The sequence below is a fragment of the Paenibacillus sp. TSA_86.1 genome (genome assembly GCF_052691815.1).
On sequence record NZ_JBQZGE010000009.1, the window covers coordinates 111,213 to 130,184 of the forward strand.

At 46.5% G+C, this 18,972-nt stretch carries 16 protein-coding genes; 14 read left to right on the forward strand and 2 right to left on the reverse strand.

Translation table 11 applies throughout. The features are described from left to right. Positions 1-231: 231 nt before the first annotated feature. The 4 genes from ACUTVW_RS17840 (at position 232) to hemG (ending at position 5,700) form a co-directional block, all read left to right on the forward strand. Positions 232-801 carry an SF0329 family protein gene (locus tag ACUTVW_RS17840; RefSeq protein WP_445647028.1) on the forward strand — a complete coding sequence of 190 codons (570 nt, stop codon included), beginning with the start codon at positions 232-234 and terminating at the stop codon, positions 799-801. Between the two features lie 692 nt (positions 802-1,493). Next, entirely contained in the window at positions 1,494-2,654 is a 1,161-nt protein-coding gene (locus ACUTVW_RS17845; protein WP_445647029.1) for a cobalamin-independent methionine synthase II family protein, read from the forward strand. A gap of 312 nt (positions 2,655-2,966) precedes the next feature. Further along, positions 2,967-4,091 carry a TIGR04053 family radical SAM/SPASM domain-containing protein gene (locus tag ACUTVW_RS17850; RefSeq protein WP_445647088.1) on the forward strand — a complete coding sequence of 375 codons (1,125 nt, stop codon included), beginning with the start codon at positions 2,967-2,969 and terminating at the stop codon, positions 4,089-4,091. Positions 4,092-4,119: 28 nt separating this feature from the next. Next, a complete protein-coding gene (hemG, locus tag ACUTVW_RS17855; RefSeq protein ID WP_445647030.1) occupies positions 4,120-5,700 on the forward strand; it encodes a protoporphyrinogen oxidase in 1,581 nt (526 codons plus the stop codon). A 138-nt stretch (positions 5,701-5,838) separates the two neighbouring features. Here the strand turns inward: hemG and ACUTVW_RS17860 are convergent, their stop codons facing one another. Together ACUTVW_RS17860 and ACUTVW_RS17865 are read right to left on the reverse strand one after the other, a co-directional pair. After that, positions 5,839-6,441, reverse strand: coding sequence for a GNAT family N-acetyltransferase (locus ACUTVW_RS17860; RefSeq protein ID WP_445647031.1), 603 nt, complete (start codon positions 6,439-6,441; stop codon positions 5,839-5,841). A gap of 102 nt (positions 6,442-6,543) precedes the next feature. Continuing rightward, on the reverse strand, positions 6,544-7,365 hold the full coding sequence (locus ACUTVW_RS17865; protein ID WP_445647032.1) for a TVP38/TMEM64 family protein: 822 nt from the start codon (positions 7,363-7,365) through the stop codon (positions 6,544-6,546). 160 nt (positions 7,366-7,525) lie between these two features. On the opposite strand from ACUTVW_RS17865, the gene ACUTVW_RS17870 reads away from it, so the two are divergent. The 10 genes from ACUTVW_RS17870 to ACUTVW_RS17915 all read left to right on the forward strand — a co-directional run bounded on the left by ACUTVW_RS17870 (position 7,526) and on the right by ACUTVW_RS17915 (position 18,967). Further along, positions 7,526-8,224 carry a response regulator transcription factor gene (locus ACUTVW_RS17870; RefSeq protein ID WP_434752887.1) on the forward strand — a complete coding sequence of 233 codons (699 nt, stop codon included), beginning with the start codon at positions 7,526-7,528 and terminating at the stop codon, positions 8,222-8,224. Continuing rightward, entirely contained in the window at positions 8,217-9,560 is a 1,344-nt protein-coding gene (locus tag ACUTVW_RS17875) for a histidine kinase dimerization/phospho-acceptor domain-containing protein (protein WP_445647033.1), read from the forward strand. Before ACUTVW_RS17870 ends, ACUTVW_RS17875 begins: the two co-directional genes overlap by 8 nt. Positions 9,561-9,750: 190 nt before the next feature. After that, positions 9,751-10,827: a glycosyltransferase gene (locus ACUTVW_RS17880; protein ID WP_445647034.1), complete on the forward strand. Its 1,077-nt coding sequence runs from the start codon at positions 9,751-9,753 to the stop codon at positions 10,825-10,827. A 589-nt stretch (positions 10,828-11,416) separates the two neighbouring features. After that, on the forward strand, positions 11,417-12,775 hold the full coding sequence (locus tag ACUTVW_RS17885) for a radical SAM protein (protein ID WP_445647035.1): 1,359 nt from the start codon (positions 11,417-11,419) through the stop codon (positions 12,773-12,775). Beyond that, entirely contained in the window at positions 12,747-13,043 is a 297-nt protein-coding gene (locus ACUTVW_RS17890) for a PqqD family peptide modification chaperone (RefSeq protein WP_445647036.1), read from the forward strand. The genes ACUTVW_RS17885 and ACUTVW_RS17890 overlap by 29 nt, the downstream gene beginning before the upstream one ends. After that, entirely contained in the window at positions 13,013-13,789 is a 777-nt protein-coding gene (locus tag ACUTVW_RS17895; protein ID WP_445647037.1) for a S24/S26 family peptidase, read from the forward strand. The genes ACUTVW_RS17890 and ACUTVW_RS17895 overlap by 31 nt, the downstream gene beginning before the upstream one ends. Continuing rightward, positions 13,777-14,019, forward strand: coding sequence for a 4Fe-4S dicluster domain-containing protein (locus tag ACUTVW_RS17900; protein ID WP_445647038.1), 243 nt, complete (start codon positions 13,777-13,779; stop codon positions 14,017-14,019). The genes ACUTVW_RS17895 and ACUTVW_RS17900 overlap by 13 nt, the downstream gene beginning before the upstream one ends. A gap of 96 nt (positions 14,020-14,115) precedes the next feature. Further along, on the forward strand, positions 14,116-15,405 hold the full coding sequence (locus ACUTVW_RS17905) for a hypothetical protein (RefSeq protein WP_445647039.1): 1,290 nt from the start codon (positions 14,116-14,118) through the stop codon (positions 15,403-15,405). Further along, positions 15,402-17,258: an ATP-binding cassette domain-containing protein gene (locus ACUTVW_RS17910; protein ID WP_445647040.1), complete on the forward strand. Its 1,857-nt coding sequence runs from the start codon at positions 15,402-15,404 to the stop codon at positions 17,256-17,258. Before ACUTVW_RS17905 ends, ACUTVW_RS17910 begins: the two co-directional genes overlap by 4 nt. Next, entirely contained in the window at positions 17,258-18,967 is a 1,710-nt protein-coding gene (locus ACUTVW_RS17915; RefSeq protein WP_445647041.1) for an ATP-binding cassette domain-containing protein, read from the forward strand. Before ACUTVW_RS17910 ends, ACUTVW_RS17915 begins: the two co-directional genes overlap by 1 nt. Positions 18,968-18,972: the final 5 nt, after the last annotated feature.

Sequence of the window (18,972 nt, forward strand, 5' to 3'; positions counted from 1 at the left end):
GTGAATACGATCTCTAATGATAGGTAATCAGGTTCTAGAGTGATCGGCGATGATAGAGTAGATTGCAATGATTACCAAATTCTATCACACGTCTATGGAGAACCAAACAACCAGCTGCCTTGAAAGGTGAACTATTCCTTTGTTCTTTAGCTATTAGAGGGGCGTATTGTTGTGCTGTGCTATACTTTAGGTAAATGTTCTGCCGAAGCTTTGCTGAGAATAGGAGGATATATGTCCTGGAGTAAGTTAAAACAACAATTAGAGAGTTTCCTTAGCCCCGCACTGGCCGGAACAGTAGCGTACCGGGCAACCAGTTACCGCTATTCACCGGATAAATCAGGGAGTGGTTATCTGACCGTGGATCAGAAGAATATCCTCAATATGGCGGATACGACCACACCCATTCGGTGGTATCAGAGCGATCAGGAGATTAAGAATGATCCGAATATCGTCATTCCTGTAAGTATGGAAGAGATTGAAGCCATCCGCAAAGAAACCAAAGGCGCTGTCCCGGAAGAACGCCTGGAGATCATGGTGCGAGGTAGAAAAAGTACATCTCATGCTAAGGAACTGTTAGCGGCTCAAGCCGCGTTGAGCAAATCGAATTTTACGTCGGTAGCCACAACGTTTCTGGCCACTTCAATCGAGGACAATCTGGAGAGCAATGACATTCTGCTCAATATTCTGGCGTTGATCGACAGGCGGGTGGGGAAAAAGCGGATTCTGAACATGTCGGATTCGATTAAAATGAAGCATTCTGCCGTGCAGTATTTTTACGAACTGCGCCGCAGAACGGTGTGAAATTTGAATTTTGCATGTTATACTAAGCTTATAAACAGCTTATAATGCAAAGAGAGCCGTGCTGTAACACGACTCTTTGCACAATAGCCGCTTTTAAGGGCGGTGGGCTTCAAACAAGAGGATACACGACCAAGTAGACCGCGACCTTTGCAAGGGGGGCGGTCTACTTGTGTTTCCTTTCCATTGCTACGCAATTATACCATACATGATTCTTCACACGTAGAAGCCGTTTTAGCAAATGCCAGAGACTTAATTGGTGAGAGTATTAATTTTTTGAAACTGAAGATGGGATGAAAGACGATACCTTAATCGAGAACTTTATAGATCTAAAAAAATAAGAAAATATAACAAATATGATAAAGAGAGAATTTTAGAGATTGATAATTATTTCGAATCAGTTTTGGATCATTGCTTCAAAGAAGGAGTTTTTATTCCCTATGATTTGAAAGCAAGGATATCTGCATATCCGCACGCATTTGAATTTCTTGCTGGATATATAGAATGAAATTAGCATGTTTGTGTCGAAAAGACTGGAAACGATAGTTTGTACTTATTTTTAAATAAGTTTGTTTCAAATAAATCAATTTCTATTTGGTATAGCCTGAAGCTATAACTAGTCATGCTTTATTGGTATCTCTTCTAACCCCGCTCCGCGTGATATGATGATCATATACAACGAGGGGGTTATTTACATGACTGACAAGTTCCAGATCGTGGGAAGTTTATTGCGGCCGGATGAGCTGCTGACATATAAAACACAGATTGAACACCGGGATGATATCCAGTATCCATTCTATGAAAACTTTCAAGGATACCAGCAATGTGAGACCAAAGCGATTAATCAAGTGGTACAGAAAGAGATCGAGAATGATCTATCTGTCATCACAGACGGCGAGTTCTCCAAATCGATGTGGCATCTCGATTTTGTGTGGGGGTTTGGCGGAGTGGAGCGTTATATCGCGGATCATGGTTACTTTTTCCGGGACGTGGACGGCACTTCCAAATATGAAACACGCAAAGATATCGGACTACGTATCACAGGTGAACTAAGCGGCAAGAATCATCACTTCATTCAACTGTTCAAACAGTTGCAAGAACAAGCGGGTGGACAGCAGACTAAACTATGCATTCCGTCGCCCTCCCATATTTTCGGTGAATTGTCCTGGTCGGACAACATCGGAGGGAAGGATGCAGTGTACCAGAATACGAAGGAACTGAAAGCGGGTCTGGTGAGTGCTTATACGGAATTTGTGCAGGAGTTTGCAGATGCGGGCGGTACGATTTTGCAGATGGATGACTGTCTGTGGGAGCTGTTTGCAGACGACAATCCGAACTCGCCGTTTACCGGAGAGCATATTAATCAAGAGGAAGTACAGGGCCTCGCCACGGATTTTATTGATATCAACAATACGGTCATTGACTTCGGTCATAGCCTGGGTCTGAAAATGTGGACACATAACTGCCGCGGCAACTATGACTCCCGTAATATGGGTGGCGGATCATATGCGAAGATTGCAAATCTGTTCCTGAAGCAATTGAAGTATGATCGTTTCTTCCTGGAGTGGGATGATGACCGTGCCGGTTCTATCGAAGCGCTGGAAGTGTTCAAAGACAGACCGGATACGGAAATTGTACTGGGATTGTTGTCCTCCAAAACGAGTACACTCGACGATGAAGAACGTGTGATTCGTTTACTGGATGGAGCATCCAAAATCATCGATAAGGACAGACTATTGCTGTCTCACCAATGCGGCTTTGCCTCCTGTGATGGCGGTAACGAACTGAGCGAAGCCCAGCAATGGGCGAAGATTCATCAGGGCCAGCAGATTGCGAAGCAATACTGGGGAAGCTAATCTCCATAATAAGATAGATATTTTCATAGGGTTACAAAGAAATAGACATTTAGGCGTGACAAAGACGTAGACATAGACAATGCCTCGTAAATGGGGAGCAGGATTCAACCAAACGTAGTGCCTTGATACGGCGATCTTTTCCGAGCAGGATTCGGGAGAGGTCGCTTTTTTATTCTTTTGAAAATAAACGATGTAAGTTGAACTAATCTCTTACATGTCATCGGAGTGTCCGTTTTGTGATTCTTCTCACTTTCCTGACCTGACATCTGCTCTACACTTAATGGCATGTAGATAGGGGGAGAATGGATGACGATGCCTCAGTTCCAGGCACCAAACCAGCGGTTAAGGCCGCAGATGAAACCACGGGATTATGCCCAATATCCGTTCATCGTGATCTGGGAGGTGACCCGGGCGTGCGCACTGAAATGTTTGCATTGTCGTGCAGAGGCCCAGTATCGGGCTGATCCGCGTCAACTGACCACTGAGCAGGGGAAAAGGCTGATTGACGATATCGCTGCTCTGGAGGAGCAACCGTTATTTGTTTTCACAGGTGGTGATCCGTTAATGCGGCCAGATCTGTTTGAACTGGCGGACTATGCGATCCGGGAGAAAGGGCTGCCCGTGTCCATGACACCTAGCGCAACCCCTAAGGTCACACAAGCGGCGATTACGCGAGCCAAAGAAGTCGGTTTATCCCGCTGGGCATTCAGTTTGGACGGGTCAACGGCCGAGATTCATGATCATTTTCGCGGAACCAGAGGTTCGTATGAGATGACGATGAGAGGTATCACGTTTTTGCAGCAAGCAGACATTCCGATTCAAATTAACACCACCGTATCCCGTTATAACCTTCACGATCTGGAGGCGATTAGCCGTAAGGTGAAAGAGATGGGCGTTGTGCTGTGGAGTCTGTTTTTCCTCATTCCGACAGGCAGAGCTCAGGAGAAAGATATGATCACGGGGGAAGAGCATGAACAGGTCATGAAATGGATGGTGCAACTTGCTGATGAGATGCCTTACGGCGTGAAATCCACGGAGGCGCCACACTACAGACGGGTCATGATGCAGCAACGGACAGCAGGTTATCCTGCAGATGGGGCCTCGGTTTTCGCCAAACGCAAAGATATGCTGGGACGTGCACCTCAAGGGGTCAATGATGGAGATGGTTTTGTGTTCATTAGTCATACGGGGGATGTCTATCCTAGCGGGTTCTTGCCTGTGGTGTGCGGTAATGTGAAGGACGAGTCTCTGATGGAGGTGTACCGCAATTCAACTGTGATGCAGACCCTGCGGGATAAGTCGAAGTTAAAAGGGAAATGTGGAGTGTGCGAGTACAAAACGTTGTGCGGCGGTTCGAGGGCAAGAGCATATGCGATGACAGGAGATTATATGGCTAGTGATCCGGCGTGTGCCTATATTCCGGCGGCGCTGCGATAAAGTAAGTAACTATGGCGGGAAGTGTAAAATGGAGAAGCAACGCATTAAACAAGTCGTCATCGCTGGCGGCGGAATCACAGGATTAAGCGCAGCATATTACATTGAGCAGTTGTGCAGAGCGAACGAAGTTGCAGCTGAACTTACTATTATAGAAAAAACAGATCGATTCGGCGGACATGTGCACACCGGTAAAAGGGATGGATTTGTGATCGAACGGGGCCCCGATTCTTTTCTCGCACGGAAAACATCCATCATTGAGCTTATGCAGGAGCTCGGCATGGGTGAAGAACTCGTCGGTACCCGGTCAGGGGTGTCGCATAGCTATATTGCCTACCGGAATAAACTACATCCGATTCCGGATGGTTTTATGCTGGGCGTGCCGACGAAGTGGAAGCCGTTTGTGACGACCCGTTTGTTAACTTTTCGTGGCAAAGTACGTGCAGCGGCGGATCTTATTCTGCCACGTAAATCAGGCGAAGAAGATGAATCGCTGGGGCAACTGCTGCGTAGACGACTTGGCGATGAAGTGCTGGAACAGATCGCTGAGCCGCTGCTAGCAGGGATATACGCAGGCAACGCAGACGGACTGAGTGTGAAGGCAACGTTCCCGATGTTACAGGAAACGGAGCAGAAACATCGCAGCCTGATTGTGGGTATGCTGGGTATGAGAAAAAGCCGTGCTCCAAAGCAAGGAGCTAAGCCTACAGTTCAACCTACAACCCAGTCGGTAGCCCGCTCCGTTTCTCATCCCGCATCACAAACTACATCACAGCCAGCGGGTACGGCTGTAAGAAGTATGTTTATGAGTGCACGGTGCGGACTGGAAGGTGTTGTAACACAGCTTGAGCAAGCCTTGTCATCCAGAGCACATGTGATTCGAAATACGGAAATCTCTCGTGTGACGAAGACAGAGCAGGAACAAGAGCAAACCAAAGAAAAGAATAAAGGAACCGTGGAAGAGAAAGATCGTGGGCGTTACACGGTTCATTTTAGCAATGGAACGATGCTTGCGGCGGATGCGGTAGTGCTCGCAACTCCAGCATATGCAGCAGCGGACATCCTGGCACATGAGCATGAGCCGATTGCAGAACGGCTGCGTTCCATCCCGTATGCTTCGGTAATGAACGTTGTGCTGGCTTATCGCAAGCAGGATGTGGGTGTGGATCTGAATGCATCCGGCTTTGTCGTGCCACGTAAGGAAGAACGCAAAATTACGGCTTGCACCTGGACGTCAAGCAAGTGGTCGCATACAGCGCCGGAAGGCCACATTCTTTTGCGAGCATATGTAGGGAAATACGGTCGTGATCCGGCAAGTCACCAGCTGGATGATGAAGAGATCATTGCAGAAGTACGCCGAGAATTACAGGAGACGATGGGTATATCCGCGCAGCCTGTTTTTACAGAGATTAACCGATTACCGCTCTCCATGCCCCAATATCAAGTCGGGCATCTGAAACGCATCGCTGAGGTGGAGCAGATGCTTGCGAACGTTATGCCCGGTGTTTACGTTGGCGGCGGAGGATATCGAGGGATTGGCGTACCCGATTGTATCTCTCAAGGGAAGGCCATGGCGGAGAAAGTGCTGAGCACATTGTTGGACCCAGGGTAAACATAAAGAAGCGGCGGCCTGTCCCGAAATAACACCGGGGAGAGGCTGCCGCTTATTTTTATGGCTGAATGGTGCTGTTGCCCATACAGGAATGATCCGCTCAATGAATCAACTCACGCGATGAAAGGACTGATTCTACTATTCGGCAGCAGCCTGTTGTGCCAGCCATTCTTTTTTTAATATCGCATATTGATACGTGTTCTCGTATTTCGGCGTGCCGTCTTCATTTTTTACAAAAGAAATGAACTCCAGGAACAGACCTTCCCGACGCATGCCCAGCTTCTCACACAGCTTCTGGGAACGGTAGTTATCGTCTTCCACATAAGCATAAATTCTCCGAATTCCCTGTTCCATAAAGAGATATTGCATGAAAGCACGAGCACTCTCACTGGCATATCCTTTTCCTTCGAACCTTCCATTGAAATTCCAGCCGACACTATACGTATCCGAATCTGATTTTGAACCCGATTCCGAACTTGATTCTGATTCTGAATCTGGATCATGACCTTCTGTCATGCCAAACAGCTCTCCAATAATCTCGTTGCTGTCTTTCAGGCACACGGCAATATGGGAGTCATCTTTGCTTCGCTTTTCGACCTCTGCAGCTGCGTCTTCCAGCGTAGTAAGCTTGTGATCCATAAAGCAATTCACTCGTGGATTCGCCGTATACTCCAATAATCCAGCAGCGTCTTCCGGGGAAAAATTCCGTAAAATCAGGCGACTCGTTTCGATTGTTTGCATAAGTGTTCCTCCAATGATGATAGAGACAGATGAAAGGCATCTGCTCCTTATTTCGTATTTTGAATGGTACAAAAATGTTGGATAATAAATATGAAATACAGGTTATCCCTTTTTCGTTGCCAAGTCTCTCGGCTTCACGATAGCAGGTGCAGCTTTGGTTTTGATCGTTGTGCTGACTTCTTTTGCTTCTCTTGTCTCTTTCGTTTCTTTTGTTTCAATGATCTCGGTGGTGTTATTCGTTTTATCCGCTTTGGAGAACAGGTTCATTAACTTGTCTTTGTAGATATATCCGAGTACAAAACCGACAACAGCAATAACCGATATGATGATGGCGATCGTATACTGCTGTGTTTGAATCGTTGAACCTACCATAGCCGATCCAATAATCCATGGCACTCGTGCTACCAGCAGAATGATGAAGAAACGCAAGGAGCTAATGGAGGTCAGCGCGGCAACGAATACCAGCATATCCTTTGGTAACCCCGGAATTACAAAAAAGATAAATAAAAAGATAGCAAACTTGCGCTCATCATGCATGAAAGAAATCCATTTCCCATTTTGTTTCTGCAGCAGGCGCGATACAAAATCACGGCCGATAAAACGAGTGAAATAGAAGGCGATGGCTGACCCTAAGATCAGGCCGACCGTTGTATAGAAGGAACCGAGTGCAGTACCGTAAATATATCCCCCGGCTATCTGTACGATCTCTCCAGGAATAGGTGCAACGACAATCTGTAGAATTTGAAATAAAATAAACATGATCGGGCCCCAATGTCCCGTTGAATGAATATAAGCTCTGAAATTGTCCATGGACGACATGATTTTAATGATAGCTGGTGCATAATAGATCAGTAGACCTGTGGACACAACAGCGATCAGACCAAGCAATACTTTCATGGCAATACGTTTTGAAGTTTGCGGCATAGCTGAGGACTCCTTTTTGTAATGACTTTGACTATTAACATTATAAAACGAAATCATGAAGAGATACCTACTTAACTTCTGAAGAATTCTTAAGACAATCCTGATCTGCTGGCTCTGGTGAGATTCGCAAACTATACTGGGATGAACGGAGGGATTTCGAATGAATAACAACAAGCAGATTTTGATTGCAGATGACAACAGTGAGATTCGTGAAATCGTCAAGATTTTATTAGAGAGTGAAAATTATGAAGTCATTGAAGCCGTAGACGGGCAAGATGCGATTGATAAAGTGACGGAAGAGACCGATCTGATCATTCTGGATATGATGATGCCTAACAAGTCGGGACTCAAGGCATGTCTGGAGATTCGCGAAAAAACAAGTGCACCGATCCTGTTCCTTACAGCGAAAACACAGGATTCGGATAAACAATTGGCCTTCTCGTCAGGGAGCGATGACTTTTTGTCCAAACCGTTTTCCTACACCGAACTCGTGTCAAGGGTCAAAGCCTTGCTTCGCCGATATTATGTGTATCGGGGCAAGGAGAAGATTGAGGAGTCCGAGCACATTGTGGTGAAGGATCTGACCATCCACCAGGATTCTAAATCTGTATATATAGGAGAGAAGGAAATTTCTCTAACCGACATTGAGTATCAAATTTTGATGCTGCTGGCATCGAAACGCAGAAAGGTTTTTTCAGCCGAAAATATCTATGAGAGCGTGTGGCAGCAGCCTTATTTTTATACCTGCAATAACACCGTGATGGTTCATATTCGTAATCTGAGAAACAAGCTGGAAGATGACCCGCAGCAACCTAAATATGTGAAGACGGTTTGGGGGAAGGGGTACAAAATTGAATAAACTGCTCATCGGAAAAAAACTGAAGCTCAAGCTGGTGCTTGCGATTATTCTCTCGCTGTTCGTTGCTGTAGGTACATTCATCGTTTTACAGGTCGTTGGTGAAACGGCACTGGACAGTTATCTCGGCAAATCGACGTTTATCGAAAACAGGCAGCAGGATGCGTTGAAACGATTCCAGACCATGGTGAGCAGTGAGCACTTGTCCACGAAGGATCATGAAAGGCTCAAGGAATGGATTCGCGGGGAGCGGTACTTGGAGCTATTCATATTTGAACAAGATAAATTGATTTATGCCTCCAACACGGAAGCGGATCCTGCGATAAACAAAGAGCTAATAACTCAGTTTTTACCATCCAGAACACCGATTACAACGGTTCAGTTTGCGGATCAGACTGCACAGATTTATCTGGTTGGTTTCTATGAATATCAATACTATAACCTGCTTCTGATCTTGACGGTGTTCATCGCTTTGATTGCGTTCATTCTTGCTTTCCTGCTCATCATAAATCAGAAAATATCCTACATTGGCAAGCTGGAGCGTGAGATTAAAATACTGGAAGGAGGCAATCTGGATTACAGAATTACGGTATCTGGTAAAGATGAGTTATCCTCCTTGGCTTCCAGTATTGATGAGATGAGGAAATCCTTTGTGGAACGGCTTGACAGTGAGGAGAAGGTAAGGACTGCGAACCGAGAGTTGATTACTGCGATATCTCATGATTTGCGTACACCACTGACGATTCTGCTTGGATATATGGACATTATTGAACTGGGCAAGTACAAGACACCAGAGGATTTGCACCAGTATATTCACAATAGCCGGGAGAAGGCTTATCAGATCAAAATTTTATCGGACAAACTGTTTGAGTACTTCACCGTATCTTCTGCATCAGAGGGAGAGGAAGTAGAATTCGAAATCTATGATGGGCGGGAGTTAATGGATCAGCTGCTGGATGAGCAGCTCGCCGTAATGGAAGAGTTTGATGTTCGCATCCAGCCCAAACATACGGAGCAACCTTTTCTGCTAGAGATGAATCTTGTAGCTATTCGCCGAGTGTTTGATAATGTTTTTTCCAATATAAAGAAATATGCGGATACATCTTATCCCGTTGATATCGAATTGTCCATCAGGCAGCAAAGCTTAATCATGACTGCTGGGAACCGGATTAGACCAGTCGACAAAACCAAGGACAGCAACGAGATTGGACTGGTCAGCTGTCAGAAGATTATCGAACAACATGATGGAACATTGAAGATATCTCAGCAAGAGGACACCTTTACCTTACAGATTGAATTGCCCGTTATTCTCGGTAAAGAAGATCAGAAGCAAAAGTAACAGCAGCAGCGATGAGTGGCGATCGAGTGCTCTCGACAGCGTTATCGATGGCTGCTTTTTACGCACCAGTAAAAGGTTTGAAAATTCAATTTACTTTAAAGCGGAGAAGTGTTACTATTTGGTGGAAAATGTTAGAAAAATGGCATGAATTTTGCTTATGAATGTTCTGCACTGAAGGAGGCATCCCGTATTGAACATTATATTTGTCGTGGATATTGTGCTCAGTGGCCGAGGTGGAATGGAAACCGTCCTCTCGTTAATCTATCATGAACTCAAACAGAGGCATGATATGACCGTGATTTTAAGAAGGGAATCGGAAGATGATGCCTGGGAAGAGGGAATAAACACGATCACTTTGTCTGCCAAGATCAACGATTTTATCCCGAAGCATATCTTGTTCAATATGTATTCTGCTGCATTGGCGGACGTCATGAAAGATCTTCCGAGAGCAGATATTATCGTCTCGACGGGAGCTATTGGCGTGAAAGCTTCAACGATGGCGGTGAAACGGTTAGATATGCAAGTGCCGGTGGTTAGCTGGCTTCATTTTAATCTGGATTTTTACTATCAATTCTTCGAAGATTTACGGGCTGCGGATGGCCATCTGGCGATCAGCGAAGGAAATTGGAGAGATTTGCAATTTGTTTTTCCCGAAAAACAAAATAAGTTAGTCTATAATCCCGTGAAGTTTGATCACATTCCATATGTGAACAGAGCATCACATCCCGTGTTTCTGGTTGTTGGAAGACTGGCGAAGGTGAAAAATGTGGATCAGATTTTGAGGGCGTTTTCTCCTTTGCATAAGGAATGCTTTGAATTACACATCATTGGTGACGGTAATCAATATGAATCGTTAGTAGAACTTTCCCGCCAATTGGAGCTGCAAGATCATATCGTTTGGCATGGATGGCAGCAAAAGCCGTGGGATACGGTGCACAGTGCTACTTCATTAATCCTGTCATCCGATACGGAACCGTTTGGGCTGGTTCTGATTGAAGCGCTCTCCAGGGGAATTCCGGTGATCTCCAGCAACTGCAAGTATGGGCCAGGCGAGATTGTGAATGACAGCAATGGCTGGCTGTATGAGCCTGATAATCTGGAACAATTGACGGCTATTTTGGACGGCATTATGCAAGGTGACCTGTCGCTTCCTTTACCTGAAACATGCAGAGAATCCGTGAGAAGGTATGCGGTTCAAAATATCGCTGCGCGTTTTGAACAGGCCCTTCAGGACATTGCAATGAATCAAGCTGTACAACAGGAATGAATTGTTCACAAAATATTCAAAAAGTAGTTGACACAACAAAAAAATGGAAGTATCCTAGAAAAAAATTCAATTAAATGAAATGAATTACATTTAATCCAGCGGATACTTACACATAGACATGTCACACACATGAATTCTACAAACATATCGATGATGAAACCCAATGTGAAGGAACATACTGTTCACATTCACTTCTTAGAAACCTCTTGATCTCCTCCTTTCTTTTTCAACTAGACTTGAAAGTACAATTTTTGTGCTAGACAAGCCTTCACCCCATTTTTTTAACGATGGATTCGTTCAGCTTCTTTGTTTTCTCTTACAGCTTCCTCTTGTAATACATCTTTTTCGTTTTATTTTTGCAAGCGCTTACTTTTGGTTGTTATATGAGAGGAGGTGAGAAAATATGACGAATTACAAAAAACCAACTTTCCGCAAATTGGAATCTGCAGCGATTGCTGTTGCAGCAGGCTGCGGCTGTGGCTGTGCATTTTCAGTGGGCGGCGGTTACGGATGTTAATCATTTATTCTTCATGAACACACAAAGAGGCCTGTTTATCGGCCTCTTATCTTGATTACTGGAGGCTTGTTCATGCAAATAGAGGAACGATTGCATATTCCGGATGTCGCAGTGTACTACGAGGATGGTCATTATGTCGTACATAACGTTCAACTCAACTGTTGGGTTGTGTACTCACCAAGCGAGTATGAGATTGCGTCGGAATTGATATATGACGGGAAGTCGGCATCAGAATTGATTGAATCCGGTCTGAACCCTCAGCAGGTGAAACAGGTTGCTCGAAAAATGCTGATGTACCGTGTGGCCTATCAAGGAGAAAGACCTGCCGAGTATCACTTGCTGGATGTGATGCAGAAGCAGGGAATAGGCAAGGTACCGCCTACCGCTGTTTATTTTGTTACCACCTACAAATGTAATCTGAGTTGTATTTATTGTTACGCGGACAGCAGCCCGGAGCGCTCGATGAATGGGGATATGAATACCGAAGAAGCCAAAGACATGATCAGACAGATCAAGGAACTGGGCACCAGTACTATCGTATTTACGGGCGGTGAGGCATTTATCCGCAAAGATATTATGGAGCTTATGGCCTACAGTAAGGAAATCGGATTACGAGTCAATGTAATCAGTAACGGCACGTTGATTAACAGCCGTGAAAAGGTCAACGAAATTGCCAAACTGGTGGATTTGTTTACGATCAGCTTTGACTCACTCGATAAAGAGGAGCATGAAGCCAACCGTGGTATAAATACGTGGGAACGAGCGCGTAAAGCCATCGATTTGATCCTGGAAGCCGGAATTAAATTGAAGATTAACCAAACGGTGACCAAGCATAACCGGGATTCGGTTGATCCCATGCTGGAGTTCGCGACGGAGCGTTCGGTACGCTTGAATATTGTACCGCTAGCAACGCTTGGCCGCGGAGATGACCGCATGCAAGGATTGAACTTTGGTGAACGCCGCCGTATCGCAGATCGGATGTTGGATATTGAGATGGGAGATGCCCATGAAGACTGCCATGCCTTAAACGTAAGGCAATATGAGCGTAGACGGCATTGCGGTCACGGCACGAGTGAGTTTTCAATTGATGCGAAGGGTAACGTTTTCCCCTGCAAGCTGATGCATTCTCCGATGTTTCACGCTGGATCGATTCGGGAGAAATCACTTCGGGAAATATGGGAGACGTCGGAGGTGTTTGAACGCTCGCGGAACAGGACGGTACACACGTTGCCAGAGTGCATGAAGTGTACGTTCAGGGAATCTTGCGGCGGGGGTTGCCGTGCATTCCATTGGGGAGCCACAGGTGATGTTGATGGAACCGATTCGCAGGATTGTTCAGGCATCAGACGTGGTATTCGTAGAAAAATGGTCGCTTATTTCAAAATGGCAGGAGGTAAAACCAATGAGCCAGTGGTTTCAAATAGCCGATGATGTTTTTTTTGATGAGAATGTAGAGGGAATATTCATTCTTTCGGATTCTGGCGAGGTGTTTGTCTTGGAGGACGATGTCAGTAAAGCGGTGTGGAATATGCTTGCAAATTCTGCGCAATCTCTTGAGGAGATGGGTCAGCAGATCAAACTGAAATTTAATATTAGCGAAGAAGATCATGTCGAGGACGATATCCGGGATTTTGTAACGGCATTATCCAAAATGGGAGTTCTGAACGAATGCTTAGTACCCGCAGACAGGATTTCCTGATTCACGCATTGCAGCAAGGAAAGTCTATCCCAATCGTGATCGATGGCAACTGTATGTATCCTCTTCTTGTTCAGGGGCAACGCGTTGCTGTTCATCCATTGCTGGAGGAGATCAAAGAAGGCGATGTTGTGCTGGTTCGTGACCAGATGAACGGCTTTCTGGCTCATCGTATTATCAGTCTGGGACATGACTTCGTTGTTACTGCAGGTGACCGCAATCACTTGTCCGATCCTCCTGTAAGGCGAGATGATATTTTGGGACGGCTGGACATACCGGAAGATCCTATGCTCCATCAGAACCCGGATCAAAATCCCGACGAACGTCACCCGACCTTAGCTCATTCACATGGGTCATCATCTGAAATGAAGGTTGTGGTTCATCCTGAAGCCATGGGTACTTCACATGGTGAAGTGTTATCCCGTGCCTTTGGTGTAGATATCATCATTGCGGAAAACCCGTTCAGCCAGCTTATAAGTATGCGGGAGAAGGGATGGATATCTGTTGTCATTCATGAAGGTGCAAGGCAGCATCTATCTCAGCTGCCGCATGCTGCTAGCAGCGTTGTGATCTTTGCCGGTTATGAGGTGGCGAGGGATAGGGATGAATCTGCCGGTATTATTGGTATGAGTGATGTGGACTTTGTGGCTCGAACAGCCACCCAGTATTGGAATAACCTGCATGCAGAACTCAGCATTGCAGCGATTATAGGTTTTCATATGAGGGGGACAAGTATATGTCATGGGTAATTACCGCCACATGCGAAGGAGAGGTTTTGGCTAAATGTATCGTGGCTTGCCCCGAAGAAGCCATTCAGACATCTCCTGATGCCAAGCAATATTATATTAATCCATCGGTATGTACCGATTGTGGCCTGTGTGATCTGGCCTGCCCTGTGGCAGCTATTTTTCCAGAAAGCGCCGTGCCGAAGCAATGGAGAAGCAGCATTGAAGAGAATCGATTGTTTTTTCTCACGTAGTCACGCCATCATAACCATAACCTGCATGTGTCAGCGCAAGGCGGATAAGGCTTGCGTTGACATGTAGTACCAGGGAAGAAGGGAAGCCGGAATGCGATGCCGACACTTCGTGTACGAGTTGGGCAATATCCGCTGTTATTGGAGTTATGCAGAGCCATTAATGAATTAAGACAAGATAAGTTGTGGACAGTTCCCCAGAAACGGAACTATCCACCTGCGCTCTTGAATCTTATTCGTAATCGCGGTCTGCGTTCTAATGTTTATCGATATTGGGGCAGTTTGCTTCTGAAAGATATGTTGGCTGTCCAGACCGGGCCAGAAGTGAAGTTGGTCAAGCGCATATTAGGTGCATCTGCCGATAAAAAAGCGGATGAAGTTATGGCTGAATATGAAAATCACCTGGCTTTACAATGTGGAGCCATTCGGGAATATATTGCACCGTTAATACAGAATTTTGACATTGCCGAGGTTGTGGAATTAAAGCTGTATCCGTTATCCACCATGCCTCCCCCGCAGATCGGGAGATTTGGAGCCAGTCTGAGCAAAGCAACGTCCACCTCCGTACATTTGGCCTTTGGTGCACCGCCGCTTCATCTGTGGGATGACTTTAACCTGACGGTATCTTTCTTCGCGCGAGGTGGTATTCATTATCTCGTTAAAGAATGGCTGCTTGCTCACGAAGGCGAATATGGAGAAGTGAAGGAGGGCCTGAAACCGTATCTGATTAATCTGGTCTCGGCGATTATTTTGGTTGAAGTAGATCACTTCTTCAGTACGAATATTGATCTGGTTTTCCATGAAGAGGACAAATTAATCTACCAGTGGGCACTCTCGCAATATGATGGCAAGCTGGGGTTCGGGGATCATCTGATTCAATATGTTCGTAGTCTGAATGATCACTGGCCTCCTCCGCATCTGGAAGAGGTTCGTCATGACATCCCTATGACGGTTGTACATACCATCCAGAAGAAGGTTCGTGTTAGCATAAGCGACCCGTACAATCTTTTGGCAAACACCAGATGGATTGCTGATTATTATGATATTGCCAATGCCGAGGATGAAGGCGGACTGGACAGAGCATATCCGTTTCTGGTCTTACCCTGGAATGCAGAAGGTGCTGCAGAGATCTGCTCCAGGCATCATATCCAGCACAGTCATCATGAAGCCGCTGTGACTTATGACCACACAACAGGACAGAAGCAATTCGATACGACAGACACGATCTGTCTGCTCATTGACCATGATGCCGAAGCCTCTTGGAAATTTGTTTTATTATGTCCTTCCGTTCGGACGGAACCAGGTTATTACATTGAGACTTCCGTATTGTCACAGATTCATACACCGATCGCTTTCGTAGATTCTGCCTCGGGAAGGAGAATATTATGAGCCGTATACATGCCGGATTTGCCCAGATATGGATGATTGTCCGGGCAGGGGATCGGGCCATATGGGTATTGTTAGCACTTATTTTTGCACTCGGCGTATGGCCTGGCTTCATGGTATGGGCGATCAAGCATTCAGTGAATCAACTGGCTAGCGGGGACCGTAACTCTTCGTTAGCTTACATAGGCATTATTGCTGGGGCTGGCACGATTGCGATTTTGCTCAACGTGATTCAGCCCTATTTTCTTAGAAAAGTAAAAGATCACGTCTATCACAATCTATCGATCCGGTTATTTGATAACGTGAATCGCAGAACAGAAAATGAACTGCTTCGAGCGGCAACGCGAAACCGAATTTCAAGCACTTCGGATTCGGTCAGCTCGATCTACCACGGCGGACTGGATGGACTAACAGCCTTGCTCCAAGTCATTATAACGGGGTTCTCCCTGACATGGATTCTACTGGTGGTGGCATGGTGGGCACCTCTGCTGATTCTGGCTGGAACCGTGCTTAATGTGTGGCTCATGAAAAAGGCAGCAGCTACTGAATCGGATTTTCTGCAAAGTATCTCGGAAACAACGAGGCTGGAAGGAACGTTTCTGGACATGCTGACCACGTTTAAATCTGCCAAAGAAATGCGTGTTTTTGGCATATCCGGTTGGGTGAAAGGCAAGTGGCAGACCGAACAGATTCGAATCGCGCAGTTAACGATCAGACAAATAGTCAAGACGGGATTTTACAGACTGGCAGGTCAACTTGGCAGTGGGGTTGTGACAACCATTGTATTAATGGTGGGGTTATGGAAACTGTGGCAAGGTACTTTACATCCGGGAGAAGTCGCAGCACTACTTATTGGAGGCCTGCATCTGGAACAGTTGCTGGGTCTGGTTCTCACCCAAGGCAAGCACTGGCTGGGACGGAAAATGTTTTTGGCGGAACTGATTCAGCAGCCCGTAGAGGAAGAGCCAGACAGAGCAGCAAGTCCGGTTACGGAGAAAGTGGCAGACACATCTGTTGTCAGAAGTGCAGATTCAAGCCCAAATGCGGGGATGGATACAATCACAGTCACAGGCACAGTTGACTGCACAAATAACGATATCCATTCTGTCTATGCGATATCCGTTCGCCAATTAACGTTCAGTTATGACGGAGATCATGATGTGCTGAAAAACATCAACTTTGATGTGGAACGCGGAGCCAAGGTGGCCATTGTTGGTGCCAACGGCTCAGGCAAAAGCACCTTGATGCTGATGCTTGCGGGGCTGTTGAAGCCGGATCGGGGTTCTGTAGTGGCTGAGGATGTAGGGGGCTTCTGCCTGCAAGACTACGGACGTTATAAGCTATCCGCTGCCGAGAATGTGTATCTGGGGGATATCACTCGCAAGGAGCATACGGATGACATGATGGAAGCGTTGAAGTTAACCAATGCCCAATTTGTGAACATGCTGCCCCAAGGACAGCAAACGGAGTTATGGCCGGAAGTCGGGGGATCAGATCTGTCGGAGGGCCAGTGGCAGCGGCTGGCGTTAGCCAGAAGTATGTTCCGGGCTATTTATCGGGCAGGCTCAGTCATTATTATGGATGAACCGACGTCCAAACTTGATCCGAGTAATGAATTAAGCATTCTGGAGTCCATTATTAATCGGTTGGAGGGGTACACCGTATTATTCGTTGTCCACCGCCTGGTAGGATGTGCTTTTGCCGATACGGTTCTCCTGATGGATCAGGGGGAAATTCGGGACTATGGGACACATGACGGACTGCTCGAAAGAAGCCAAGCTTATCAGGCGATGTGGAAAGCCTCTTCTTCTTTTATGGAGACGATGAAGGAAGAGGAAGGAGGGGACGTAGCCTAATGTGGTTGACCAAGGTAAAGAATAAACGAAAGCTGTTACCGTGGATTGCATTTGCTCTCTCTGTGACCCTGTTCAAAGGGATATTGCCGGCCATTCGCATTTTTCTTTTCGGATATGCCGTTCAGCAGGTGATTACCGGGGTGGATCTCGATCGCATGATTATGCTGATGGCCTGGTTCGCGGCGGCAACCATTGGAGAGAAAGTCATGGATTCATTATACGGCATTGCACTGGAGGGACTACGTGTTCACTTGGGGCGAGCCGCCAAAGAGTTGTACATTGATCAATACAATAAAGTGCCCTACCAGAAACTTCTCGATGCTTCGTTCTCCGAATCTGCGGAGAAGGCAGCGAACGGTCTGGATCGTGGCCATCGCGTTCTCACACTTGCCCTGGATGTTCTTAGTGCCGCAGTAACCCTGATCAGCTTGGGTACAGCGCTATGGTTTGTTACGAAAATCGGGTGTCTGGTGATGATGGTGACCTTTGCTTTTGTTGTATTCAAACAATACAAGCTGGGCCGTCAGATGTTTAACGTGGAGAATCAGCTGTCGGGACAGCGTATCCGTGAAAATTATTACCGTAGCACCGTCATGGATTTTCAACTGGGCAAAGAACGTAAGTTGTTTGGGTACTCCCCTTATATCGTGAGTCTATGGAAAGATACATTTGCTGACATCAGCAAGACCAATCAATCCTTTCTCCTTACCTCTCAAAAGACATCAGGAGTGATGCAGATCGGTCAGCTTCTTCTCATCTCTGCGGCCTATATGGTATCCATTCTGACAGCGAGTTCTTCCATCGGCGGTTTAATCATCGCCTTTCAACTGATTGATGAATTGCTTGGCAAAGCCAATGCATTTGTACTGGAGCTTCGCATGTTTACGAGTGAATTACTCGCTGCATCCAATCTCACGCGTTTTCTGGCTGCTGATACGGCAGATCAAGCAGAAACTTCTTCTGTGGAAGCAGACAAAGAGATTGAACTGAACGGTGTTGGATTCTCCTATCCCAATAGCAGCAAGCCTGTGCTGACAGATGTCACGATGCATTTTCGAACGGGAGAGCTTGTCGGGCTGGTTGGGGAGAACGGGGCTGGTAAAACAACGCTATGTAATCTGATCTGTGGTTTGCTTGAGCCTTCCGAAGGTCAGATTTGGGTGGATGGAAAACCGAGCTTGCATACGGACAGACTGCGGACAATCTCTGTTGCTTATGCTGACTTTGCCCGATTCCCGCTGAGTATTCAGCAAAATGTTGGGCTTCATCGGGAGTGGAGTGAAGCCGCGCAGCAGCTTGTACAGGATATCACCGAGCGAAGTGGAGGCAAACGACTGGGTGCAGGATATACAGACGGAACGGAGCTGTCGGGCGGGCAATGGCAACGTGTGGCAGTTGCACGGGCGATGGCTAATACCCGGACCATGCTCATCCTGGATGAACCTACGGCTGCAATGGACCCGGTGATGGAGGAAAGTGTCGTTCGGAGTGTCAAACAATTTGCAGCTCAGGGTAAAGCAGCTCTGCTGATTGCGCATCGAGTCAGCACCGTTATGCATTGTGACAGGGTTTATGTGATGGCGGACGGACAGATTGTGCAAGAAGGTGCACCGCTCAGACTGCTGGAGGAAGATGGCGTATTTCGGGATATGTACGGTGCGCAGGTGGCTTTGCTGAGGAAGCAGGGAATGGCCGCGTCCGCCGGATAATAGGG